The organism is Paenibacillus sp. GM1FR (assembly GCF_002803315.1).
In the GTDB taxonomy this organism is placed as follows: domain Bacteria; phylum Bacillota; class Bacilli; order Paenibacillales; family Paenibacillaceae; genus Paenibacillus; species Paenibacillus amylolyticus.
Map to the genome: position 1 here is coordinate 437,161 of NZ_MKZL01000033.1, position 23,980 is coordinate 461,140.

The following is a 23,980-nucleotide window of genomic DNA, read 5'->3' on the forward strand; positions in this document are numbered from 1 at the left end:
ATATAACATAGTCTTACTTTTGCAGAGTGTACGTTACTTCTTTACCAGGGCCAATATCTCATCCGCAACGATATCAGGGCGATATTGATGGATGTAATGATCGGTATCTTTAATGGTTACCTGTTTAGAATCATCTGACCAGGATTTGAATTCTACTTGGGATTTATCCCATTCGGGTTCACTTGCACCAAGGTAATCAGCCGTCAGTATGGTGAGTGGAAACGGTAAGGTTTGCTTGTGATCTACAACCACTTTGGCATTGGCAGCTATTTCACGTAATTCATCCAACGTGTTCACATTACCATAGTTGTGCAACAGCGCAGTTGTATCCAATTTTTTCAGATCATCGGGTACAAGTTTCAGTTCATTACGATTGGCATTAGAAGTTTCGACAACCATGTCAGATTGCATGGAGAGGCGGAATAGTCCGGTTTGGATACGGAATTTATTCGCAAAACCACCAATTGTGTCTGCCAAAGAGTCATCGTCATTCGAATAATATTCGGGGCTTCCGCCATCAATCATGACGATACCCTTGACGAGATCCGGGTATTTTTGTGCGAAACGAATGGTTTCCAGCGAGCCGAGTGAATGTCCAACTAATACATAAGGTGGCTTCTGTCCAGATACCTGCAACAACTCATGTAATTCTTCAGCTACGGTATCGACATCACGTTTTTTATCGGTCTGATCGCTATATCCATAGCCAAATCGGTCATATACAGCGAATTTTGTGTTGGGAGCAAGCTTTTCATATAATGGATAATAATCTACATAGGGATTAGCGGTCCCCCAGCCAGAGGCGAGTACGACTGTTACATCGCCTTCTCCACCAGTATATAGATGCATATTGTCTCCATGGACTTCGTACAGCTTACCAGGGGGGACGAGTGTTTTGGCATCCTGCCTTAGACCCACTTGTTGGTAGATCACGCCAGTACCCAGAAGCAACAGAACTATCGCCAGGTCGAATATCAAAAACTTAACTAATCTCTTGCGCCATTTCTTCATGTTCTCTCACATACTCTCCATGTATTTTCTCTATCATATATGCCCAATCTTATAGGAGAGAAAACAGAGTCTTAATTCTATCTTAATTAGCCAAAAATTGAATATCAACAGCCAATGAATTAATATATAGCTACGATATGAATAGTTCTCTTCCAAATATTGAACCTAGATTGATTATATAGAACAGAAGGTATGTATAATGACAAAATACGAAAATCAGCTCCCGACATCGGCAGGCATGAACTTCAAGTCCCTGATCAGTATATTGAGAGATTCCATGCGAGGCAATGTAGAGCGGAGGCCATCTGGCACGATGCCTATGGAGATATGTGAACCTGCTGAAACCTTCAGTGCATCCGATAATCCACAGGTTACATGGTTCGGACATTCGGCTTTTTTACTCGAAATTGAAGGGCACAGATTGCTCTTTGATCCGATGCTGGGCAATCGTCCATCCCCCGTATCCTGGGTGGGTACCAAACGATACAGCACCAATCTACCGATTCAACCGGAAGATTTCCCAACACTGGATGCAATCATTATATCGCATGACCATTATGATCATCTGGATCATGACTCCATTCGCAGATTGAAGGATAAAACAAAGCGATTTATCGTGCCGCTTGGGGTACGTCGTCGACTGATTCAACTGGGTGTGCCTTCGGAACAGATTACCGAGCATAACTGGTGGGATGAGTTATCGTTCAAAGGTTTAACATTCGCTTGCACGCCAGCAAGACATTTCTCTGGCAGAGGATTATTCGACCGTAATTCTACCTTATGGTGTTCGTGGGTTATCGCTGGACAACATACGAAGGTGTTCTTTAGTGGGGATAGCGGATATGGTCCTCATTTTAAGGAGATTGGCAGTAAATATGGTCCATTTGACCTGACGTTGATGGAATGCGGGCAATATGACGAGCGTTGGTCCAATATTCATATGATGCCGGAAGAAACGGTGCAAGCGCATTTGGATGTAGGAGGTAAGTTGCTTATCCCGATTCATTGGGCCGCATTTACGCTGGCCTATCATGCCTGGAATGAACCGATTGAACGAATCACGAAGGCTGCACATGCTTTGAACGTTAAGATTGCAACTCCCAAAATCGGCGAGAAGGTTGTGCTTCATACGGAGCATTACCCTACACATCCATGGTGGAGACCGGAATTAGGATAAAAAAATAAAAGCGTTCAGCTCATCAAATGAGTGGACGCTTTTTCTATTGCATTTTACATCAGGATTGATAGTGCACTGTAAATTAACAACATACCCATGACGATATTAACAGGACGCTCGTATCTTAATAGAAAGCTCTGGAATAACATGCCACCGAACGCCCAGGTCATATTGGCACTAATCCCGATGAAGGTGAGCAGCAAGGAAAATACAATTAAATGAACATGGGACTGCCCAAGAGGCAGAACAAAAACGGATATGGCAGTAAGCCCATACAGAATGACTTTGGGATTAATGAATTGCAGAGTGAACCCAAATAGAAATGAATAATGATTGACCTTGTTTTCTTGCGCATCTGCAGGTTTACTTCGCATGATTTTGAGCGCCAGATAGAGCATGTACACACATCCTAACACGTTTAAGACGGGTGTGATCCGTGGAATATATTGATGAAGAATAAGGTTGAAATAACTGGACAGAAACATAATTAGCAGGCAGCCGGCTGCAACTCCACTAATAAACGGAAGGGTCTTGCGGAACCCCTGATTTCTGGCATGCGTCATGGAAATGATGTTGTTGGGTCCGGGTGTAAATGAAGCGATGATTGCATAGGTCACTAAAGGTATAATGTTCATGGTTCCTCCACGTCTTCTTAGTTGTGTGATATAATGACCTCAAATGTACGTTATAGCGTACGGTCTTTATCATTGTACAATATGTACGTTATATAGCACAACAAAATTATGAAATGAGGAGGATGGATTTTTGAAAAACATTAATAGTATTCTTGCTCAGAACCTGAAACAGCTTAGGGAACAAAGAAAACTCAGTCTGGACAAGGTCGCCGAAATGTCTGGTATTAGCAAGACCATGCTTGGTCAGATTGAACGTGGTGAATCCAATCCATCCATTGCAACCGTATGGAAGATTGCTAATGGCCTGAAAACTTCCTTTACTGCTTTGATTCACGAGCCGAAGTCAGATACAACCGTTGTAACGGGGGATGATATTCAAGTATTGATGGAGGATGAGGGAAGGGTTCGGATTTATCCGCATTTTCCTTTTGAAGAAGGACGCCGCTTTGAAATATATATGATGGAGATGGACCCCAAGTCTGAGTTGAAAGCTGAACCGCATATCGAAGGTACGGAAGAGTTTATTACGGTCTTTGAAGGTGAAGTTACGATTAGAGTAGGGGCGGAAGATTATACGGTGAGTTCAGGGGAGTCGATCCGTTTTGGAGCGGACAAGCCTCACGCCTACGTTAACTCCGGTGCTAAGTCGAACAAATTCAACATGGTCATTCATTATTCGAAGTGAGATGCAAAGATCCATCTGTGAATGTAACGAACGATGAACGAATAAATGCATACATGAAAGGAATGACAATAAAGCAACCTGATGTAATGAACTGCAACTCCCTCGTTAGTCGTGTCTCACAAAGGGTTCAGTTCAAAACATTGGCTGCTTTATTGATGTGTGCACTATGGAGCCCCCAACCTCTAGCGAAGGGGACTCTAACTTATGGTTTTTCTTTGGCCTGACGCTGTATTTCCTTGGCTGTTAATGCTTTATCATACACTTTTACATTATCCAGGCTGCCTTTATAGAACGGATCAGACGTATAACGACTCTTGCCTACATAAGCTTCCGTTACATGCAGATCTTTTGGGTTAAAAGTAATCTCAGAGCTGCTTGCAACCGATGTACCATTCACATACAGAGTACCCACATCACCCTGAAGGGTTACAGCGACATGAACCCACTCTTTGGAAGGCAGTGGTTTTGCTGCAATCAGGCTCTGATCCCGTCCCTCATTATGAATGGTAAATTGTAATGCCCCATTATGTTGGGAGGGAGTAAGGAACATATGTCTAGTCAAGCCATTTCCAAAGTCGAAAATACGCTGCCAGGACCCGCCACCGTCCCAATTGACCCAGGCGCTAAACGTGAAATCCGTTGTATCTGTAATGAGTCCAGGTAACTGAATGTAACTGTCTACCCCATTGAATGTAGCAGCCTGATTTTTGCCACTTGCAGCAGAACTGACCACGTTAAAGGCTTGTCCGTGATATCCATTTTTACTGGAATCCTGTGCGACTTTGGCAAGTTTTTTGTGTTCAAAAGTATACTCCCCGAGCAACGGGCTTACCGCTTGCTGTGGAATGATAACGTTAAACGTTTTGGAGTTTACCGCAGTTCCTTTACGAATCGTTGCGGTTAATTTCACTTTGGCATCACCCTTACCAGCGCGTGGTCGCTGCACTACACCTGTAGAGGATAGAGCCGAAGTGTTGGAGCTTTTCCACGTAATGTCTGCATCACTTGTTCCCTTGGTAGGCAGAGACAGATTGAAGAACACGTGATCCGTATTGCTAATGCTCAGGTCCTTTTTCACCGCATCTACAATGTCCTGATCACTCCGTTCAACACTTTGACTTCCCCAGATGGAAATTCCGGAGGATGAGAGCGCGCTAAAGGTCAGAAGCGTACTTTGAGATTCCGAATTCCATTCATGTGTGAAAACGCCTTTGTACACAACGTTATTCGAAGTGATCTGAACCTTGTTGTCTGCACCAAGACTCCATGTTCCTGTCACGGCACCATGAATCTGCCCATCTGCCGTGAACTGAACGGTCTGGGATGGCTTGATGTCCGCCGTGATGTCCTTACCATGATTCACCCATTGGTACTGACCAGCAATCTCCTGAGTTGTCAGTTGCGTTGTATCTTCTCCCAAGGCCGCATAGCGATACGGAGAAACAACGGGCCAACCATCTGCATTCATATGCATCTCGTGTACGCGAACTTCATGCTCTTCGCCACGCCCTGGAAAGCGGGTATGGAAGATGAGAAATTGTTTGCCAGTCTCCGGATCAACATAAGCAGAGTTATGCCCTGGCGATACATAGCCGCTACCTAGGCCTGTGCCCGGATCACCGATCTGTCTCTCGAACAGGAAGTTCCCCATTAATTTGACTCCAAAAGGCTCAATAGAACGATCATCAAACAATGGTTTATCCTTATCCGCTTTAACGTTGATCATATCGTTTCCTTCCGCATCGAGGAAAGGCCCATCCGGTGTTTGGGAGCGAGCAACACGAATGTTGTATCCTCCATCAGCACCTAGTCCACCGTAAGACAGGTACAGATAATAATAATCGGTTTCGGGACTATAGAGCATATAAGGTGCTTCAATACGACTATGATTGCCCCCGGTCAGCTTCTTGCCATAACCTTGATTTGGCAGCGGTTTACCTGTCGTTGCATCCATCTCCAGAATGAAAATCCCTCCGGAATACGAGCCATACACCATCCATAACTTGCCGTTTTTATCATAAAAGACATCCGGATCAACCACATTGGGATGAATCGTTGCATCGTAAATGGTACCATCCTCACTGATCTGATCCCACATGCCGGATTTCAACAGAATGCCTTGATCCTTATAAGGGCCTTCGATATTGTCTGCGACGGCAATGCCGAGCGCTGATCGCGGAGAGTCCCCTTTACAAGCATTGTAATACATATAAAATTTGCCGTCCGCCAATTGAATGACATCTGCTGCCCATAACGTATCCGTCTGCGCCCACTCCAACGCTTCAGCGAATTCCTGGGTTACATTGGGGACAACAGGATTGTTATCTGTAACGCCGGAGGCGACCAGATCCCAGTTCAGAAAGTCTTTGGACTTAGCTACTTGCAGGTGCGAACCAAAAATATAAAACGTATCATCCACCTTAATGACAGAAGGGTCATGAACGGAAACATTTTTAAATGTTGGAGCAGGATTAGCGATAGGTGTGGTGGAACTCTGCGAGTTACCCACGGTTTCCCCTGAACCATTTGCGAACACCGAGACCGGTGCCAAAGTTGTTGCAGTAAGTAAAGTGGTGCTTAGTACAGAAATGTTAAGTACGCGAACCCAATAACGTTTCATACGTTTCCCCTTTCCTATTTCCCGGAATGAAAAATCAACCGATACTTGGCAACACACGATAAAAGGTTCGGCAGACCTCCTTTGAGCATTTCATTATATCAAGCGCTTTCATTTGTTATATTATCAATTGATTTATATGTTTGTAAACCATAAATGTAATGTTTATAAGAGTAAAATTAAATATAAATAAGAGACGGGAAGAGCCGATAAAGGTCATTACATTCAAATAAACCAGTTGTCTTTCTCAAATTTAGGATTGAAATGGGGATCGGTGATGCGATATTATTACGTTTAAGAAATGTGTTTAACTATTTATCAATCATTTTATATTAATACGAATGAAAAGCGTGAACCGACAATTCCCAACTACATAGGAGGTAAGAACATGAGCACATATCAAAATCAACTAATCGCACAATACAGGTTTGAAGATAACGTTCAGATCGGGAAGGACAGCTCCGGTAAGGGCCATGATGGTATAACCAAAGGCGAGATCCCGCCTGTGATATCCGAGTTGAAAGGCAGAACGGCGGTGACTTTCAACGGGGGAGCGAATGGAACTTCTTATTTGCAATTACCCTCGAATCTGCTTCGTGATGTAAGCGATAACACAGGAGTTACTATTGCCACTTGGGTGTTTCTTGGTAAGGGGTCTAATGTGTGGGAACGCATTTTTGACTTTGGCAAAGGGGAGAAGGGTCCGTATTTATTTCTGACACGTCAGCTTCTGGGTACGTTATATGCCGGCGATAATCTGGTTGTCCACCCAAGTGGAGGAGTTGCAAGCGGAGAATGGTTGCATATCGCACTCTCCGTAGCAGGCAGCCAAGGGGGAACGTTGAGCAGTGCGGGTCCGATTGTATATGTGAATGGGGAGAAGGCCGCAGACGGCTCGATCAGTCAGACATCCAGTGGCAATTATGCCAAATTGCGCGAATGGTTTGATACGTTCACCGATCCTGAGAATTATAGCCAGAATTATATTGCACGTTCCCAGTATGCAGCGGATGTGGATTTTGCAGGTTCGTTATCCGACTTTCGGATCTATGGGGCAGCACTCACCATGGATGAAGTCATTGAAGTGATGTGTGAATCACTGACAGATGAAGCGATTGTGAAGCTTGCGGCGGACAAGTACTTGTCCTTCCCCAACCGAATCATCACCAAGGATGTATCATTACCCGCAGACTTGCTGGGTGGTAAAGTGTCTGTTGAATGGAGCTCCAGTGCTCCAGAAGTTCTGTCTGAGAACGGAGAGGTTCAGGTGATCACATCAGCACAAGAGGTTACGCTCCGTGCGCTTCTGAACAGAGGTGATCGTAAGCTGAGCCAAAGCTTTGACGTGTCTGTTGTGCCAGCCCATCTTCCGCCTTATACGGTCACCATCCATGGAGATCAGAAGGTGGCTGACATCAGTGAAGTCATGTATGGGCTTTTCTATGAGGATATTAACAACGCGGCAGATGGCGGAATCTATGCAGAGCTTGTTCAGAATCGATCATTTGAGTCTTTTGCATTTGATACATACTCGCATGACTCTGGAGAATGTGGCTGTTCGACAGGACGAAATCGTGAACCTTTGTTTGCCTGGTCAGGCGACACCGAGAAAATGCGCGTACAGCATACGGATGGACTAAACGTTCACTGTAACGTGGAAGACCCTGAAGTAAATGCTTATTATGTAACGGTTCAGGATGGGGCTACGATTCGGAATCGTGGATTCTCAGACTCCAACCAGCATTGTGCCATGTCCATCAAGCAGGGTGAATCATATGACTTTACCGTATGGGCAAAAGCAGAATTGGCAGGAACGATCACTGTTCAATTGCAGGATGGAAGTGACACTTCCATCAGTGATTCGGTAACGCTGCATGTTGAAGGCGGGAACACATGGAAGAAATACGGTTTGTCTCTGATCGGAACGGAGACTGTACTTGGTCAACTGGCACTTACGTTTGCAGGTGACATCTCCATCGATATGGTGTCCCTAGTCCCTCAGAATGTATGGGGAGCTGATCCGACAGAAGAGGGAATATCGGCTACGGCACATGCTAACTACACAGGTAACCCGAACTATCGATTGAGAAAAGATCTAATCCAGGCACTCGCAGATCTGCATCCGAAGTTCCTGCGTTTTCCGGGAGGATGTATCTCGGAGGGATCTTTTATCTGGGATAACGTATATGACTGGAAGGATTCTGTGGGTCCGGTTGAGCTCCGCAAAGAAAATTACAATGTCTGGGGTTACATGATGACGATGGGCCTCGGTTATATGGAGTACTTCCAACTGGCGGAAGATCTGAATGCCGCTCCGGTTCCAGTCATGGCTTGCGGTGTGTTGTGTCAGGCACGCTCGGATTATGCTCACCCTGCGGGTGGCGCTTTAAGGGATTATTATATCCGCAACTTTACAGATCTGATTGACTTTGCGCTCAGTACAGACTCTGAACACAACGAATGGGCGGCTGTACGAAGCCAGATGGGCCATCCTGAACCGTTTGATCTTCGTTATCTGGGTGTAGGTAATGAGAACTGGGGCACTGAATTTTTTGCCAACTTCGAAGTATTCAAACATTCAATAGATGAGTACATGAAACAGAACTATCCTGATCATGAGCTGCACATTATCTCGACGGTTGGTGCTCAGGCGGATGATGATGCGTACCAGGAAGGATGGAAGTTCCTTAGTGGGTACCTCACCGGGTCAGCTCAGGTTGCTTTTGCAGATGGTGCTGAGGTGATTGAGGAGACCGTAACCTGGTATGAGAATCAGGACAATTACATGGACACCATCGCAGATGAGCACTACTACCGCTCCAATGAATATTTGCTGAACAACGTAGATCGATACAACTATTATGACCGGGCTTACCTTGAAGACGGAAGTATCGATTGGAAAGAAACATCCAAAGTATTTGTTGGAGAATATGCTTCCACGGACAAAAACACGCTGGCAGGAGCGGTCGCAGAAGCTGCGATCATGACTGGATTTGAAAATAATGCAGACGTTGTTCGTTTGGCTGCCTATGCGCCATTGTTCAACAAAGTACTAACGGACGGTACTTACCGTTGGACGCCAGACTGCATCTGGTTTGATGATGAAACCGTGTGGTATACACCGAATTATTATGTACAGCAGCTTTTTGCAAAATATGTAGGGGATCAGGTGCTTGAGACTTCATTCTCCACCTATAGCAAAGGAAAACCGCTGAATCTCATTCCGCGTGGCGGCATCGAGATTGCAACGGGTCATGCAGACATCGTGGTGAAACGAGTTACAGTGACGTCCAATGTGGATGGCAGTTTGATGTTTGATGAAGATTTCAGGGAACGTACAGAGCCTAGTGAGGCATGGAGACAGATTCCCGGATCGGAAGGATATGCGTTAACCGCAGGAAAAGGACTCATTTTGAAGGCACAATCAAGTGGATTGAATGGATTGTATCTGCTGAATGACGAATGGACCAATTACAAAGTTCACGTTGAGGCTGAAAGAATTTCAGGTGAGGATGGTTTTTACATCGGTGTGGGACTGACGGATATCTCGCCTGAGAACAAGGATGTCATTGAGTACGCAATTAGTTACGGCGGGAACGCAACAGGCGTGAAGGTGTACAAACAAGGGATTGAGGGTTATACACTGGGAGACTATTCATCCAGCTCGGCAGCAGGTAACCTGAGAGCGGCCAACTATGAACCACTCGAGAATGGAACCCATTATACAATCACGGTTAACTATGGTGGAGATACAGGAAAAAATCTGGTTTGCTCCTATACAGACGGACGTAATACCAGCAAGGTTCTGGATTACAAGCTGGAAGCTTACAACCGGGAAGTATTCCACTCTGTTACGAAGGACGCAGGGCATGTGTATGTGAAACTGGTGAATGCAGATGGTGTAGATAAATCAACCCGGATTTGCCTTCAGGATCTGAAGGTTAATGCTTCAGCCAGACTGATCACACTTACTGGAAAAGATCATTTGGTGCATATTCCGAATGTGAATCAGAAGAATGATGAGAAAGTGGTTCCCCAAGAACAGGAGATCAAGCTGAATGGTGAATCAGCGATTGTATGTTTGCCTGCTCATTCGGTAAATGTACTTATTATGAATCTTCTGTAAAGAAAAATATATAAATAATGCCCCTTTAAGCAGACAACTGTCGTTTGCTTAAGGGGGCGTTTTGCTAGGAAACTTGGTTGGGAAATAAAAAGCAATCATTGTTCCGCAATAGGATTAACATGTTCTCAGTCGTATGTTAACCAATGAGGACATGATCCTCTGCATAACCGATTTTGGATGTGCGTTTCTTCTGTGCCAATGCAAAAGCCAGAGTTAATGGTCCCAATCGTCCTGCAAACATCGTAATAGAGACTATAATTTTACCGGCAACACTCAACTCACTTGTCAGACCCATTGATAGTCCTGTAGTGCTAAAAGCCGAAGTGGCTTCAAACAGAACATCCAGAAAATGATTTTCAAGAATGCCTTCGGATATGGATAACAAAATGGAGATTCCAAGTACAAAGGCAAGGGCACTTAAGACAACAGCCAGTGCGCGCATCACTGTTTCTTCCGCAATTTTACGCTCAAAAGCATGAATTTGCCCACCACCCCGAAATGTCTGAATGGTTGCAAGAACAAGAACCACAAAAGTATTGATTTTAATTCCTCCGCCTGTTCCGCCAGAAGAAGCCCCAATGAACATTAGGATAATAATGAAAAATTGGGATGTAGCCAACATACTTCCAATGTCAATGGTATTGAATCCGGAGCTTCGAGGAGCAGTACCCTGAAATAGAGAAGCCCATATGCGTTCACCGAAAGATAAATCAGCGAACGTAGCAGGATTCCAACTCTCGATTAAGAAGATGGTGATGAATCCGAACAAGTATAGAGAAAAACTGCCGATTAATACTATCTTTGAATGCAAGGAGAGCTTTCTCCATGAACGTTTGCGGAATATATCCACAACCACAATGTAACCCAAGCCACCAATGACAAAGAGCGTAATGACCGTAAGATTAACGACCGGGTCGCCAACAAATGGAGTAAGGCTATCACTCCAAAGAGAGAAACCCGCATTATTGAAGGCAGAGATGGAATGGAACATGGAATAATATAAAGCTTGTCCCCATCCTAAATCGCTCTGCCAGCGCAGTGTAAGAACCACTGTAGCCAGAGCTTCAAAAGCAAAGGCTATAAGCACTATATACATGGATAGCTTAACCAGACCTTGAGCAGAGGATGTATTGGTGGCTTGTTGAATAAGGAGCCTCTGTTTCAAGCCAATCCGTTTCCCCAGAATAATGGCTACCATTACACCTAGTGTCATGAACCCCAACCCGCCAACCTGAATCAAAACCATGATGATGATCTGTCCAAATGTAGAGAAGACTGTCCCTGTATCCAGAACAATCAGCCCGTTTACACAGATAGCAGAGGTTGCTGTGAACAAGGCATCAAGTAAACCAATGGATGTCCCGGTACTAGAAGATAGCGGAAGTGCAAGCAATAAGGCCCCAATCCAGATGAGAGCGAAGAAGATGATCATGATAAGTTGAGGAGGGCTCATATTATTTTTCAACTTGTTCACAATTGATTCAATGTTCGTTAGGGCTGAAGTTTTCATTACACGTTTATTTCTTTGGTTCATAATCACTCTCCAGATTCCGAATGTCATCGTTACTGCCTATTAACAGGAGCATATCTCCCGCACGGACTATGTCTTCTGCCATGGGTGAGATATTTAAGTTATTCCCCGTTTTGATGGCGATAACGGTACATCCATATTCAGCTCGAATGTTGAGTTCCAGAAGTGTCTTCTGACTCATACTTTGGGGAGCTTTGATCTCGACCAGATTATAATCTGAAGACAATTCAATGGAATCAATAATGTTGTCTGAGCTAAGCTGATTCCCCAGCCTCGTAGCCATATCACGTTCCGGGTAAACAATTTGATCAGCACCAATCTTGCTAAGCACACTGCCGTGGTTGTCATTTTTAGCCTTGGCTGTTACTTTGGGCACATTAAGTTCTTTCAATAACAGAGTGGTCAGTATACTTGCTTGCAGATCTTCACCGATCGCGACAATGGCGTGAGAGAAGTTGCTTGCCCCAAGTTCAATAAGGACTGATTTGTCAGTACAGTCTGCCTGAACGGCATGGGTAGCTATTGTTGAAATTTCCTGAACAAGAGCTTCACTCTTGTCTACAGCGAGCACTTCATGTCCATTTTTAATGAGTGTGTGTGTCAAGCTTGAACCGAATCGTCCAAGACCAAGTACCATAAACTGTTTTTTCATAATATCCCTCATTGTAATCAAAATAAATAATGGTTTCCTCTATATCTTAATAGGTAAATATTACATTACGTACACAGGATTGTAAGGTTTCATAACGTAGTTAGCAAACCTTGGTCCAAAATGTCTACGTCTATGTATATCTCCAAAAGAGTTCATTCTAATGTCTTAAGAATAGAATTGCAACTAATTCGTTTCTTTTTTTGGATATGCTGTTGAACGGTTTAAGGTGGGCAACAAATCGCTAGATTGTATAAAGATAGAGACTAAACTGTTTAATTCAAAAAAATGAAAAATGGTGCGCTCCCATAAGGAGAGGCACCATTTTTTCGGGTCTGATTATCTGCGTTTTAATAACAGAACGCCACTGATTGCCGACGTTTTATGGCGATAGACCACTTTGAATCCAATATCATTGTCCAGCAAACAGTTCAGTGCATTGATTAGCCGTGCACCGGGAACCAGTGTGAATGTACATGGAGACGTATTACCAATCACACGTACACTTTGGATTCTGCGCGCAGAACCAGGGACGAGCGGATTTCTTGACCAATAGATTAATACCAGATCCGGTTGCGGAACAGCATTGACACGAGCCATACTAATCATCTCTTTTCTATTAGATTCTCTATAGTAAATGACAATGTGATGTAGAAGGTGCTAGACAAAAGACGTCATGAGCAATAAATGGGGTTAACACCTTCCATTTATATCTAGTGCCTGTGGAATTCACATCAATCCATAGGTATAACAGATACTCATAAATGCATTTTCAATCCCATACATATATTCTGGAGGTGATTGGGATGAGCAAGGAACCTATGGATGAGAATAAAAAGATTGAGCAAAGAAATACCTTTCTACGGGATAATAACGGCAAAGAGATGTCTTCCAACGAAGGGGTTAAAATATCAGATGACAGCAACTCGCTAAAAGCGGGGGATCGCGGACCCACGCTGCTTGAAGATTTTCTGATGCGTGAGAAACTGTCTCACTTTGACCGGGAACGCATCCCGGAGAGAGTTGTGCATGCCCGCGGATATGGAGCTTACGGTGAATTTGAGTTATATGAATCACTTGAAGAGTTAACGATGGCTCATTTTCTTCAGGACCCCGGTGTGAAAACACCGCTGTTTGTGCGTTTTTCCGAAGTTGCCGGTTCCAAAGGGGTTAACGAGACGAATCGGGATGTACGTGGGTTCGCCGTGAAGTTTTATACTGAGGAAGGCAATTTTGACTTGGTTGGCAACAATATACCTGTTTTTTTCATTCAGGACGGAGTTAAGTTCCCGGATTTGATTCATGCGGTAAAGCCGGAACCTAACAATGAAATTCCACAGGGCTCTACTGCACACGACACCTTCTGGGATTTCATTGCGAATAACCAGGAGTCGGCTGCTATGGTCATGTGGATTATGTCGGATCGCACGATACCGCGAAGCTTTCGAATGATGCAGGGATTTGGAGTACATACCTTCCGACTGGTGAACAATGAAGGCAAATCCAGATTCGTGAAATTTCATTGGAGGCCCGTACTTGGCATGCATTCTTTTGTTTGGGATGAAGCTCAAAAGCTGGGAGGTGCAGATCCGGACTTTCATCGCAGAGATCTGTGGGAGAATATAAATGCAGGCAACTTCGCAGAGTTCGAACTCGGACTACAGGTACTGGAAGAAGCAGATGAATTCAAATTTGATTTTGATATTTTGGATGCAACGAAATTATGGCCTGAAGAAGATATTCCGGTACAAATCATTGGCAAAATGACGATTAACCAAAATGTCGAGAATGTATTTGCAGAAACGGAACAGTCGGCTTTCCATCCAGGCAACATTGTACGTGGCATTGACTTCAGCAATGATCCACTGCTTCAAGGCCGACTGTTCTCGTATACGGATACACAATTGGCAAGGGTGGGTACGAATTATCAGGAATTGCCGATCAATCGCCCTGTATGCCCTGTACATAACAACCAGAGAGACGGCGCTTCCCGGTATACGATTGATCGGGGGAGAGTCGCCTATCATGAAAATTCGCTTGCCAATAACTCGCCTCATACTGTACCAGGTACAAAAGGGGGATTTGTGACATATCCTTCCCCAGTGCAAGGTCTTAAAGAACGGAAAACGGCACCCAGCTTCCTGGATCATTTCTCGCAAGCACGTCTCTTTTGGAATAGCATGACAGGCTTGGAGAGAAGCCATATTATTCAAGCACTCACGTTTGAACTTGGGAAGGTAAAGGACGTTTCCATCCGTCAGCAGGTTGTCAATATGTTAGGTCATATCAGCACGGAGCTGGCGACTATTCTGGCCGTGGAACTCGGAGTCAATGTACCTAACGTCCCTGAATCTCCAGTGACGAAGTCGTCACCTGCGCTCAGCATGGCAAATACGGTGTTTTCTCCCAAGACATTGCGTGTCGGAGTGATTGTTGGGGAAGGGTTCGATGGCCCGAGCACACAATACATTTTGGAAGAGCTTAAGGGAGCGGGACTTCAATCGGTCATTGTACATGAAAGACAGGGTGTGGTGCGTGGAACGGGGAATGTGGAGCTCAAGGTGGACGACAGCTTTTTGACCGGCTCGCCCTTGGTATATGATGGTCTGTTCATTGTTGGAGGACAGCAGGAAATCGATTATGTTCAGAAATATACCCGATCCTATGCGATCGAAACGTACAATCATTTCAAACCGATCGGTGCTACACCGACGGGTGCAGCGGTGATCCAGCCGGTCGGCATTATAGGCAAACCTGGCGTCATTGTGGAACAGCAGCCTGCGGCGTTTGCAGAGCAATTCATTCAAGCGATGACCCAGCAGCGCTTTTGGGATCGGACATAGCCACGTGGAATAAACTGGACATGGGAAGTTCATGCGTCTAAACTAGATAGACCAGACACACTAAGAAGGGATGCGCCGATCCAAACCATGTTGCAGAAATTCGGGTTTACACAATATGAAAGTCAGGTATACGAGGCTATATTCGCGCAGGATGAACCGCTTGATGCCACATCGATTGTAAATTACTCCAACGTTCCAAAAGCCAAAATCTATGAAGTGCTCAACCGTCTGATCGACAAGGGAACGGTGCTGACAACGATGGATGGGAAGAAAAAACTATATATGGCTGTGGATCTTCAGTCCATTATTCATAAGATCAAAGCTGATTTTGAGAAAGATATTGAGGAATTGAAGAGTTACAAAATCAAACGTACATTCACCGATGAACATATCTGGACGTTAAAAGATGAGTCGTCCATCGCATCAAATATCGAACAGCTGATCGAGGAAGCAGATTCATCAATTCTTTTTCTGGCCTGGAATGAGCGAATGGAGAAATATCGTGAACTGCTGGAGCAGAAGGAAAAGCAGGGCGTGTACGTTGAAGTGCTTGCCGTTGGGGGAATGGAGACATCCTTAAACCGGATATACTCGTTGATTCCATTGCTTGATGCGCCAGAACCTTCACAGCTGCTTATTGTGGATCATGCGTATTTGCTGTTTGCCGGTGTGGAGCACGATTCATGGCGAGCGATCAAGACGATGTCCAAACCGATTGTCAAAGCGATGACTGATTATTTCTACCATGATGTTGCCCTTACTCAGATTACAAAAAAATACGGTGACCAACTGTTACAGGATGCTGAAATCGAGAAACTGCTCACCAGGTTGATCTATTAAAACTATTCTCTCGGAGGATAGTTTTTTTGTTATATCTTTGTTTGAAAACAATCATGAAAATAACTATTGAAACTTTCATTCTTATGGGTTACTATCGTAGTTGTAACTTTTTGAGGAGGATTCAAAAATGAATAAGAAAGTATATGTGCTCGCTATCGCAGCATTTGTGGTCGGAACCGTTGAACTGATCTTGGGCGGAATTCTGGACCTGATTGCTACGGATCTTCATCTTTCCCTGGCCAAAGCGGGGTATTTAATCTCTATTTTCTCACTTGTCTATGCGTTGTCTGCACCGATTTTATTAAATATGACGGCCAGATTCGAGCGTAAAAAGGTATATATGTGTACGCTGTTTGTTTTTCTGATCAGTAATCTGATCTCTGCATTTAGTTCCAGTTTTTATATGCTGATGGCGGGCAGAGCACTCGGAGCCGCCACGGGTTCACTTATTTTTGTGCTCTCCCTGACCCTTGCAGCTCGCATTGTGGAACCACAGTATAAAGGACGCGCCGTGGGGATCATTACTATGGGAGGTAGTGCATCACTTATCCTGGGTGTACCTCTTGGAATCTTTGTAGGTAACTTGGCAGGCTGGCGTGAGGTGTTTATGTTGATCGCTATTCTCACAGCAGTGGTAATGGTGGCCATCTGGATTGCGATGGATCGTGTACAGCCTATTCCTGCTGTATCCCTGAAGAAACAGCTTACGGCACTGTGGAATCCAAAAATGTTGGCAATCCATGCTACAACTTTGCTTGTGCTTGCGGGTCATTTGACTTTATATGCGTATTTCACGCCATTCTTGCAAGAAACGCTGGGTGCCAGCGCAACGATGGTTACCTTTATATATATGATGTTTGGGATCGCCGCTGTTGCAGGTGGAGGCATAGGTGGCATGTTATCCGATCGTCTGCATCCTGCTAAAGCCATTATCATTGTGCTGATTCCCTTTATCGTGAGTATGGCTGTCATTCCGTTCAGTGTGGGATTGCCTTTGATCGCCTTCTTGTTATTGTTAAGCATCTGGAGTGCACTGAGCTGGACCGTTACGCCTGTGCAGAATAGTCTCATTATCAAAACTTCGCCGGAAACAGCCGAAACGCTAATCAGCACCAACTCAGGTATTGCCCATGCAGGTATTGCACTGGGTACCTATATCGGCGGCATGGTGATCGATCACTCATCGATTCTAAATACTGGATGGGTTGGTTCTGTTCTGATACTGCTTGGTTTGGTGTCTGCCATCTATGCCATTAGCGTTAAGGAAAAAACCGTTCAGGCGGTTGCTTAGAATAAAGAAATTGGACAAAAGCTTGAACCTCTGCATTCCCATAGTCTAATGGGTGTAGAGGTTTTTTTACTGTTTCGCTAGAGTACGCGTCAGCAGAATAAACCATTTTCATATCGAGCAAAACTTGCTTTATTCATACTAATCTATATAATTAAAAGAGTTTTTAAAAGTATTATTTAATGTTGAATTACATGATGTGTAATGAGGGAGCGGTGATCATGACTACGAAGACGGAAAAACAAAAAATGCTGGATGGCGAGCTGTACATGGCTTCGGATCTTCAATTGTCTGAGGACAGAGAGTATGCAAGGAAAATGACGCGGACGTTCAATCAAACGACGGAAACGGACGGTGAGCTTCGCACCAAGTTATTGAAGGAACTGCTGGGATCTACAGGTGAACACCTGGGCATGGAACCTAATATTCATGTGGATTATGGATATAACATTCATGTAGGCAATCATTTTTATAGCAATTTTAACTGTACGATATTAGATGTGTGTGAAGTTCGTATTGGAGACCATTGCTTAATGGGACCAGATGTACATATCTATACGGCTACTCATCCACTCCATCCGCATGAACGCAATACGGGTGCAGAATATGGCAAGCCAGTCACGATTGGCAATAATGTATGGATTGGTGGCAGAGCCGTTATTAATCCGGGGGTTACCATTGGAGATAATGTGGTCATTGCTTCCGGGTCTGTGGTTACAAAGGATGTTCCGGATAATATGATTGTGGGCGGTAATCCTGCTAGAATTATTAGAGAGATTGAGCTTTAATTTATTTTAGATAGAAGATGGGAAGTGCTTACGAAATGATGACTGAAAAAGAGAAATCTCAATTGGGGCTCTTGTATAACGCCAATTATGATCAAGAGTTAATTGAAGAGCGTTTACATGCCAAAGGACTTTGTTACGATTATAACCAGCTTCATCCAGCCAAGATCAATGAAAGAGAAGCGTTAATCAAGAAACTGCTGGGGAAAACGACGGATCGTTTCCTGATTGAACAGCCATTTGTATGTGATTACGGCTATAATATTGAAATTGGTGAGAACTTCTATAGCAATCATAATATTGTCATGCTGGATGGAGGCAAAATCAGTTTTGGAGATAACGTTTTTGTTGCTCCCAATTGCGGATTTTATACAGCAGGCCACCCTTATGATGTTGAGCAGCGCAATGAAGGTCTGGAGATCGTTGGGCCCATCACGGTGGGCAATAATGTATGGATCGGTGGCGGTGTGACAGTTCTTGCCGGTGTGACGATTGGAGATAATACGATCATCGGCGCAGGGAGCGTAGTGACCAAGAGTATACCGTCTGGTGTGATTGCTGCGGGTAATCCTTGCAGGGTCTTTCGCAAGATAACGGAGGAAGACAAAACAAAGTAGAGCAGGGATGTAGTGAAGAACATCTAGTGAACAACGTGATAGTCGCTAATAAGAATGCCCGATGTGTATCATTGGGTATTTCTTTTTGAAAATAAAAATAAAATCCCCAGACAGAAAACATGCCAAGGTATCGTATGACCGACACTTTTTCATGTGATATGTCTGAGGGATAGAAGAAGGTATCTGTTACATTTGCTTAAAAGCCTTAACGCTGCAAACTTTTCCCGTTACTGCTGATCACTTCTTTGTACCAATGGAAGGATTTCTTGCGATAACGTTCGAGTGTTCCTGATCCATCGTCATGACGATCAACATAGATATAGCCATAACGTTTTTTCAACTGGGCAGAAGACGCACTGACAACATCAATGCAACCCCATGAAGTATAACCCATAATTTCAACGCCATCTTCAATGGCTTCGCCAACCTGAACCAGATGATCATTTAGATACTGGATGCGGTAGTCATCTTCAACTGTTTTCTCGCCGTCAGCACCCGTGATCAACTCATCAACAGCACCAAGACCATTTTCTACAATAAACAGTGGTTTTTGATAACGGTCATAGAACATGTTAAGGACATAACGCAATCCTTGCGGGTCAATCTGCCATCCCCATTCACTTGCTGGCAGATAAGGGTTAGGTACACCCCCAAGCAGATTACCTTCACCTGCGACTTGTTTGTCCGGATCTGCCGTCTGACAGATACTCATGTAATAACTGAAAGAGATAAAGTCTACTGTGTTCAGCAACATTTCCTCGTCGCCAGCTTCCATCTGAATCTCGATTCCATTTTCACGGAAGTAACGTTTCATATAACCAGGGTAGCGACCTCTTACGTGTACATCACCGAAGAAATAGTTGCTGTGCTCGAATTCCATGACTTTGATCATATCGTCCGGATTCGGTGTCAGCGGGTAGGTAGGCATACTGAGCATCATACAACCAATCTGTGCCGTAGGAATGATCTCATGACAGAGCTTCACAGCGGAAGCGCTGGCTACAAACTCATGATGGATCGCTTGATACAGATCTTGCTTGCTAAGCTTCTCCTTAGGTGTGTAGATACCACCACTCATGAATGGCGCTTCGAGAATGGAGTTGATTTCGTTAAAAGTAAGCCAGTATTTTACTTTGTTTTTATAACGTTTAAATACGGCAGTTACATAACGCTCGTAGAATCCAACCATTTTTCGGTTAACCCAGCCGTCGTACTCTTTGGACAAGTGAAGAGGTGTCTCATAGTGGGATAGCGTAACCAGTGGTTCGATCCCGTATTTGTGACACTCGTCAAACAGATCGTCGTAGAATTGCAGACCTTCTTCATTTGGTTCCAGCTCGTCCCCTTTTGGGAAAATACGGGACCAGGCGATGGAAGTACGGAATACCTTGAAGCCCATCTCGGCAAACAGTTTCACATCTTCCTTGTAGCGATGATACAGATCTATACCGATCAGTTTCATGTTATCTTCGGTTGGTTCTTCCGTGATTGGACCCATGATGCCTTTGGGAGCTACATCCTGAGTAGATAATCCTTTGCCGCCTTGATTGTATGCACCTTCAGCCTGGTTGGCTGCAATTGCGCCACCCCACAGGAAATTTTCCGGGAATTGATAAGTATGATTACTCATGTGTATCGCTCCATTCATCAAATTGATATTAAGATGATTCATATATGACATAAAAAAAGCTTAAACGTTGTAACGGGTTACACGTCAAGTTTTACTTTTGACCCAGATCTGAGGCATACTATTATTCTATAGTTCGTTAGCAAGAAGGGAGTCTCCGATGTCCAAGTTTGATGAAATTATGAAGCGGTCTGGTTACTCAAAAGCGACAGTGTCACGAGTGATTAACCATTCTCCGCATGTTAGTGATGAAGCAAGACAGATCATAACGGATATTATGAAACAGTTGAATTATATTCCCAACCGGAATGCGATATCGTTATCGACAGGGCAAACAAAGCAGATTGGAATTGTGACCTCTACCACAGGTGAGATCATTCTTACCTTCATGAATCAATTCATTGATACAGCCATGGATTTTGGGTTTCAGACGATTATCTATACATCCCGTGGAGATCCGGAGATTGAATTGCAGGCGTTCGAAGATCTGCGCAGTAAACGAGTCGATGGGCTAGTTATTATTGCTTGTGTTAATGATCCTCGGAAATTAAAGGCGTATATGGAATACGGTCCGATTGTCTCCTGGCAGCGAATGGGGAATGACGAGATTCCGTCTGTTGCTATGGATCAGGCAGAAGGGTATAAGTTAGCTCTGGAGCATCTGGTTTCGAGAGGATACACCCGAATTGCAAATGTATTTGGAAGGGCTGAAAGTTTGAATACCCAGAGCCGCCGTGAAGCCTATGAATCTTTCATGAAGAGCAGAGGGTTGCATGTGTGGACTGAAGCATATCAATATTCCGTATTTAGCTCCTCCGATGGCGAAGAAGCGATGCGAAGAATGGCTGAGGGGCCAGAACTTCCACAGGCCGTATTATGTTCAAATGATTATGCAGCCATCGGCATTCTTAGTGAAGCACGCAGAAGGAAAATTCAGGTACCGGAACAACTCTCCATTGTGGGGTTTGATGATATCGAGCTTTCCCGTGTTCTTGGAATCACGACCATACACAATCCGATTGCGGAGCAAGCCACCCAGGCTTTTCATCAATTGTGGGCCGTATTGGGTAAAACGGAGTTACAGACCGAACAGCTGACATACCAGCTGATTGAGCGTGAGACGACTTGAATCCGTAAGACCTGATGTGGGAATCTGGTTTTATGGATTCAATAATTATTCAAATTTGAAGCATCTTCGAATCTGACACATACGTTATACTGAATATGAGCTTCAGAACGACATATCTGTACAGAGATGTGGCGTGAGGTTTTTGTATCATGTTACAAGTTACATATTTCACAAACGATTAGCATGAAAGGTGAGAATGGACTTTATGAAGACAGTGACAGGCCGATTCAGAATTGCGGGCATATGGGAGGGTGTATCCTTACTTCTGTTGATTTTTATTGCTATGCCTCTGAAATATTTTGCAGATATCTCTTCCGCTGTAGCCGTAATGGGCATGATTCATGGTATTTTATTTCCTTTGTATCTTATTGCACTAGTGCATTTGGCTCTGGTCAAAAAGTGGAAGATAACACGCTGGTTAATGGGTGGACTCGCCGGTCTACTGCCGTTTGGTACTTTTGTATTCGAATCTTATCTTCGAAAGAGAGATTGGAAATAAAAATCAATAAAAATAAATGAAAGCAGGCGACTAATTCAGATGTTATCCGAATTGTCGCCTGTTACTTTCTGTACAAGTTCTACTTTACTGTACCTTGCTGACGATCGGACAATAAGCTGACTCCAATATCGCCTGAGGCATTCGACACAGGTGTATACGCCGAGAAGGAAGTAACAACAACCAGGGCAGTGAACAGAAATAAGAATGATTTTTTCATACCATAACCTCTTTCATATGGGGATATATTCCATTTGATTCTAACGCACATAGGCTATACTTGAAAAGAAAAAGTTTAAATGAGCAAGCTATTGAATGACTGAAAGGGTTGAGCTTCTATGAAAGACATTCATGAGTTAACATCCATAGAAATGGTTGAAGAAGTTATTCAACAACATGAATTGGTTTTTTTGTATGTATCTCGTCCAGAGTGCAGTGTATGTCACGCTTTACTTCCTAAGATCAGGGCGTTGCTTGAACCTTATCCATCGGTATACCTGGGTCACATTAATGCTAACGACGTGGAAGAGGTTGCATCCAAGTTTCTTATTTTTACCGTTCCAACAATGATCATGCTTGTGGAGCAGAAGGAATATATTCGAGCGGATCGTTTTGTTCGCTTGGAACGTCTGGAAGAGCAGCTGCAACAGATTTACTCCATGTATAAACAGGATGAGGAATAGAAAGCTAAACCTTCATGAACGGCGGCTCATACATGAGCCGTTTTTTTGCGCCCGCAGCGGTATATAGCTATGAATAAAGTACATAATGTTTGAACTCGCAAATTAAAGTGTTGCCATGAAAACGGTTTTATGATAATTTAAACATTATAAAAACGTTTTTATAGTAAAGGAACAAAACTTATGGCAAAGATAACGATTAAAGATGTAGCAAGGGAAGCGGGCGTATCCATATCTACGGTCTCCAACGCCTTAAATGGTGTGGATGTCTTGAACCCGGAGACAAAATCACATGTTCTTAAGGTGGCAGAGCGTTTAAATTATGTGCCCAATCTGAATGGCAAGCTGTTGAAGTCCGGTCAAACCAAAATGCTTGGTTTTTTCACTACAAGTGTATCGGGTCCGTATTTCTATAAGCTGGTTGAGTCAATGTCTCGCGAATGTGATCGTCTTGGGTATGGTTTGAATGTATTTGTGACCAAGGATAAACACGTTATTATGAGTAATATTTTGGGCCGTCGGGTGGATGGTGTCATTATCTACGAAGAGCTTCGGATTGATGAGCAAGATATTATCGCCATGGAGAAAGACAAGATCAAGGCGGTTTTTCTGGATCGGGTCTATCAGAGCGATACGATGGGAAGTGTCATTTTTGACTCGTACGTGGCGGCTTATGAAGCTACCAAGTATTTAATTGGGCTGGGGCACAAGAAAATTGCTTATATTTCGGGTGTGGACACGATGTTTGACAGTGTGCAGCGTAGAGACGGCTATTTGGCTGCCTTGCATGAATACCAGCTTCCAATCGATGAAGATTACATTATACAAGGGTATTTTGAGGAGGAGAGCACGTATAGTGCGATAAAATCTTTTCTTCATTTGCACCCCGGCAAGCGACCTGATGCATTTCTTGCAGGGAATGACTTGAGTGCAATTGGCTGTATGCATGCGTTGAAGTCTGAGGGCTTTGAAGTGCCTCAAGATGTTAGTGTCGTGGGTTTTGACGATATTGATACCGCACAGTATTTTTCCCCACCGCTTACAACGGTAAGAAATCAAATTGCAAGACAGGGTATCCTGGCAATCAATCAACTGGTGGGTATGATCAAGGAGAAAGAACAAGGGGCTGCACAGAAATTGACGGGTGAGCTGGTGGTGAGAGGTTCAAGCCATGTGAAGATCGACCGGAAAGACTACCGCACATAAGTTGACTCAGCTTCTTCTCCGGTCTTTTTTTACATAAA

At 44.0% G+C, this 23,980-nt stretch carries 20 protein-coding genes; 12 read left to right on the forward strand and 8 right to left on the reverse strand.

Going from position 1 to position 23,980, the window contains the following annotated elements; all coding sequences use genetic code 11:
- Positions 1-33: 33 nt before the first annotated feature.
- Positions 34-1,011 (reverse strand): alpha/beta fold hydrolase, encoded by a 978-nt coding sequence (locus tag PAEAM_RS21925; protein ID WP_100528963.1) that lies wholly within the window; start codon positions 1,009-1,011, stop codon positions 34-36.
- 199 nt (positions 1,012-1,210) lie between these two features.
- Here PAEAM_RS21925 and PAEAM_RS21930 point away from each other — a divergent pair, with 199 nt between their 5' ends.
- Positions 1,211-2,188, forward strand: a complete 978-nt coding sequence (locus tag PAEAM_RS21930) for an MBL fold metallo-hydrolase (RefSeq protein WP_100528964.1) — start codon at positions 1,211-1,213, stop codon at positions 2,186-2,188.
- Between the two features lie 53 nt (positions 2,189-2,241).
- Here PAEAM_RS21930 and PAEAM_RS21935 read toward each other — a convergent pair whose 3' ends face one another.
- A complete protein-coding gene (locus PAEAM_RS21935; RefSeq protein ID WP_100528965.1) occupies positions 2,242-2,823 on the reverse strand; it encodes a LysE family transporter in 582 nt (193 codons plus the stop codon).
- Positions 2,824-2,953: 130 nt separating this feature from the next.
- Between PAEAM_RS21935 and PAEAM_RS21940 the strand changes: the two genes are divergently transcribed.
- The gene (locus tag PAEAM_RS21940; RefSeq protein WP_100528966.1) at positions 2,954-3,508 is read left to right on the forward strand and encodes a helix-turn-helix domain-containing protein; all 555 of its coding nucleotides are present in this window, start codon (positions 2,954-2,956) and stop codon (positions 3,506-3,508) included.
- Between the two features lie 202 nt (positions 3,509-3,710).
- Here the strand turns inward: PAEAM_RS21940 and abnB are convergent, their stop codons facing one another.
- The gene (gene abnB, locus PAEAM_RS21945; RefSeq protein WP_100528967.1) at positions 3,711-6,128 is read right to left on the reverse strand and encodes an arabinan endo-1,5-alpha-L-arabinosidase AbnB; all 2,418 of its coding nucleotides are present in this window, start codon (positions 6,126-6,128) and stop codon (positions 3,711-3,713) included.
- 385 nt (positions 6,129-6,513) lie between these two features.
- On the opposite strand from abnB, the gene PAEAM_RS21950 reads away from it, so the two are divergent.
- Positions 6,514-10,251 carry an alpha-L-arabinofuranosidase C-terminal domain-containing protein gene (locus PAEAM_RS21950; RefSeq protein ID WP_100528968.1) on the forward strand — a complete coding sequence of 1,246 codons (3,738 nt, stop codon included), beginning with the start codon at positions 6,514-6,516 and terminating at the stop codon, positions 10,249-10,251.
- A gap of 136 nt (positions 10,252-10,387) precedes the next feature.
- Here PAEAM_RS21950 and PAEAM_RS21955 read toward each other — a convergent pair whose 3' ends face one another.
- The 3 genes from PAEAM_RS21955 to PAEAM_RS21965 form a co-directional block, all read right to left on the reverse strand.
- Positions 10,388-11,785, reverse strand: coding sequence for a TrkH family potassium uptake protein (locus PAEAM_RS21955; RefSeq protein WP_100528969.1), 1,398 nt, complete (start codon positions 11,783-11,785; stop codon positions 10,388-10,390).
- Positions 11,769-12,434: a potassium channel family protein gene (locus PAEAM_RS21960; RefSeq protein WP_100528970.1), complete on the reverse strand. Its 666-nt coding sequence runs from the start codon at positions 12,432-12,434 to the stop codon at positions 11,769-11,771. The genes PAEAM_RS21955 and PAEAM_RS21960 overlap by 17 nt, the downstream gene beginning before the upstream one ends.
- A gap of 336 nt (positions 12,435-12,770) precedes the next feature.
- Positions 12,771-13,031: a hypothetical protein gene (locus PAEAM_RS21965; RefSeq protein ID WP_074094912.1), complete on the reverse strand. Its 261-nt coding sequence runs from the start codon at positions 13,029-13,031 to the stop codon at positions 12,771-12,773.
- A gap of 206 nt (positions 13,032-13,237) precedes the next feature.
- Between PAEAM_RS21965 and PAEAM_RS21970 the strand changes: the two genes are divergently transcribed.
- The 5 genes from PAEAM_RS21970 (at position 13,238) to PAEAM_RS21990 (ending at position 18,804) form a co-directional block, all read left to right on the forward strand.
- Entirely contained in the window at positions 13,238-15,274 is a 2,037-nt protein-coding gene (locus tag PAEAM_RS21970; protein WP_481856125.1) for a catalase, read from the forward strand.
- An 87-nt stretch (positions 15,275-15,361) separates the two neighbouring features.
- Positions 15,362-16,114, forward strand: a complete 753-nt coding sequence (locus PAEAM_RS21975) for a TrmB family transcriptional regulator (protein ID WP_036670754.1) — start codon at positions 15,362-15,364, stop codon at positions 16,112-16,114.
- 127 nt (positions 16,115-16,241) lie between these two features.
- Positions 16,242-17,405, forward strand: coding sequence for an MFS transporter (locus PAEAM_RS21980; RefSeq protein WP_036608348.1), 1,164 nt, complete (start codon positions 16,242-16,244; stop codon positions 17,403-17,405).
- A gap of 218 nt (positions 17,406-17,623) precedes the next feature.
- Positions 17,624-18,190: a sugar O-acetyltransferase gene (locus tag PAEAM_RS21985; RefSeq protein ID WP_036670756.1), complete on the forward strand. Its 567-nt coding sequence runs from the start codon at positions 17,624-17,626 to the stop codon at positions 18,188-18,190.
- A gap of 38 nt (positions 18,191-18,228) precedes the next feature.
- Entirely contained in the window at positions 18,229-18,804 is a 576-nt protein-coding gene (locus PAEAM_RS21990) for a sugar O-acetyltransferase (RefSeq protein ID WP_100529002.1), read from the forward strand.
- 205 nt (positions 18,805-19,009) lie between these two features.
- Here PAEAM_RS21990 and PAEAM_RS21995 read toward each other — a convergent pair whose 3' ends face one another.
- Positions 19,010-20,434 carry a glycoside hydrolase family 1 protein gene (locus PAEAM_RS21995; protein ID WP_100528971.1) on the reverse strand — a complete coding sequence of 475 codons (1,425 nt, stop codon included), beginning with the start codon at positions 20,432-20,434 and terminating at the stop codon, positions 19,010-19,012.
- Positions 20,435-20,591: 157 nt separating this feature from the next.
- On the opposite strand from PAEAM_RS21995, the gene PAEAM_RS22000 reads away from it, so the two are divergent.
- A complete protein-coding gene (locus PAEAM_RS22000; RefSeq protein WP_100528972.1) occupies positions 20,592-21,560 on the forward strand; it encodes a LacI family DNA-binding transcriptional regulator in 969 nt (322 codons plus the stop codon).
- Between the two features lie 205 nt (positions 21,561-21,765).
- The gene (locus tag PAEAM_RS22005; RefSeq protein ID WP_036608336.1) at positions 21,766-22,059 is read left to right on the forward strand and encodes a DUF3817 domain-containing protein; all 294 of its coding nucleotides are present in this window, start codon (positions 21,766-21,768) and stop codon (positions 22,057-22,059) included.
- A gap of 79 nt (positions 22,060-22,138) precedes the next feature.
- On the opposite strand, the gene PAEAM_RS31925 is transcribed toward PAEAM_RS22005, so the two are convergent.
- Positions 22,139-22,276, reverse strand: coding sequence for a hypothetical protein (locus PAEAM_RS31925; protein WP_017688678.1), 138 nt, complete (start codon positions 22,274-22,276; stop codon positions 22,139-22,141).
- A gap of 118 nt (positions 22,277-22,394) precedes the next feature.
- Between PAEAM_RS31925 and PAEAM_RS22010 the strand changes: the two genes are divergently transcribed.
- Positions 22,395-22,739, forward strand: a complete 345-nt coding sequence (locus tag PAEAM_RS22010) for a thioredoxin family protein (RefSeq protein WP_100528973.1) — start codon at positions 22,395-22,397, stop codon at positions 22,737-22,739.
- A gap of 180 nt (positions 22,740-22,919) precedes the next feature.
- On the forward strand, positions 22,920-23,942 hold the full coding sequence (locus PAEAM_RS22015) for a LacI family DNA-binding transcriptional regulator (RefSeq protein WP_100528974.1): 1,023 nt from the start codon (positions 22,920-22,922) through the stop codon (positions 23,940-23,942).
- Positions 23,943-23,980 lie beyond the last annotated feature (38 nt).

Bases quoted from the DNA above. Each gene is read 5' to 3' on its own strand.
- PAEAM_RS21925 (WP_100528963.1), bottom strand. From the start codon at position 1,011: ATGAAGAAATGGCGCAAGAGATTAGTTAAGTTTTTGATATTCGACCTG.
- PAEAM_RS21930 (WP_100528964.1), top strand. From the start codon at position 1,211: ATGACAAAATACGAAAATCAGCTCCCGACATCGGCAGGCATGAACTTC.
- PAEAM_RS21935 (WP_100528965.1), bottom strand. From the start codon at position 2,823: ATGAACATTATACCTTTAGTGACCTATGCAATCATCGCTTCATTTACA.
- abnB (WP_100528967.1), bottom strand. From the start codon at position 6,128: ATGAAACGTTATTGGGTTCGCGTACTTAACATTTCTGTACTAAGCACC.
- PAEAM_RS21950 (WP_100528968.1), top strand. From the start codon at position 6,514: ATGAGCACATATCAAAATCAACTAATCGCACAATACAGGTTTGAAGAT.
- PAEAM_RS21955 (WP_100528969.1), bottom strand. From the start codon at position 11,785: ATGAACCAAAGAAATAAACGTGTAATGAAAACTTCAGCCCTAACGAAC.
- PAEAM_RS21960 (WP_100528970.1), bottom strand. From the start codon at position 12,434: ATGAAAAAACAGTTTATGGTACTTGGTCTTGGACGATTCGGTTCAAGC.
- PAEAM_RS21965 (WP_074094912.1), bottom strand. From the start codon at position 13,031: ATGGCTCGTGTCAATGCTGTTCCGCAACCGGATCTGGTATTAATCTAT.
- PAEAM_RS21970 (WP_481856125.1), top strand. From the start codon at position 13,238: ATGAGCAAGGAACCTATGGATGAGAATAAAAAGATTGAGCAAAGAAAT.
- PAEAM_RS21975 (WP_036670754.1), top strand. From the start codon at position 15,362: ATGTTGCAGAAATTCGGGTTTACACAATATGAAAGTCAGGTATACGAG.
- PAEAM_RS21980 (WP_036608348.1), top strand. From the start codon at position 16,242: ATGAATAAGAAAGTATATGTGCTCGCTATCGCAGCATTTGTGGTCGGA.
- PAEAM_RS21985 (WP_036670756.1), top strand. From the start codon at position 17,624: ATGACTACGAAGACGGAAAAACAAAAAATGCTGGATGGCGAGCTGTAC.
- PAEAM_RS21990 (WP_100529002.1), top strand. From the start codon at position 18,229: ATGACTGAAAAAGAGAAATCTCAATTGGGGCTCTTGTATAACGCCAAT.
- PAEAM_RS21995 (WP_100528971.1), bottom strand. From the start codon at position 20,434: ATGAGTAATCATACTTATCAATTCCCGGAAAATTTCCTGTGGGGTGGC.
- PAEAM_RS22000 (WP_100528972.1), top strand. From the start codon at position 20,592: ATGTCCAAGTTTGATGAAATTATGAAGCGGTCTGGTTACTCAAAAGCG.
- PAEAM_RS22005 (WP_036608336.1), top strand. From the start codon at position 21,766: ATGAAGACAGTGACAGGCCGATTCAGAATTGCGGGCATATGGGAGGGT.
- PAEAM_RS31925 (WP_017688678.1), bottom strand. From the start codon at position 22,276: ATGAAAAAATCATTCTTATTTCTGTTCACTGCCCTGGTTGTTGTTACT.
- PAEAM_RS22010 (WP_100528973.1), top strand. From the start codon at position 22,395: ATGAAAGACATTCATGAGTTAACATCCATAGAAATGGTTGAAGAAGTT.
- PAEAM_RS22015 (WP_100528974.1), top strand. From the start codon at position 22,920: ATGGCAAAGATAACGATTAAAGATGTAGCAAGGGAAGCGGGCGTATCC.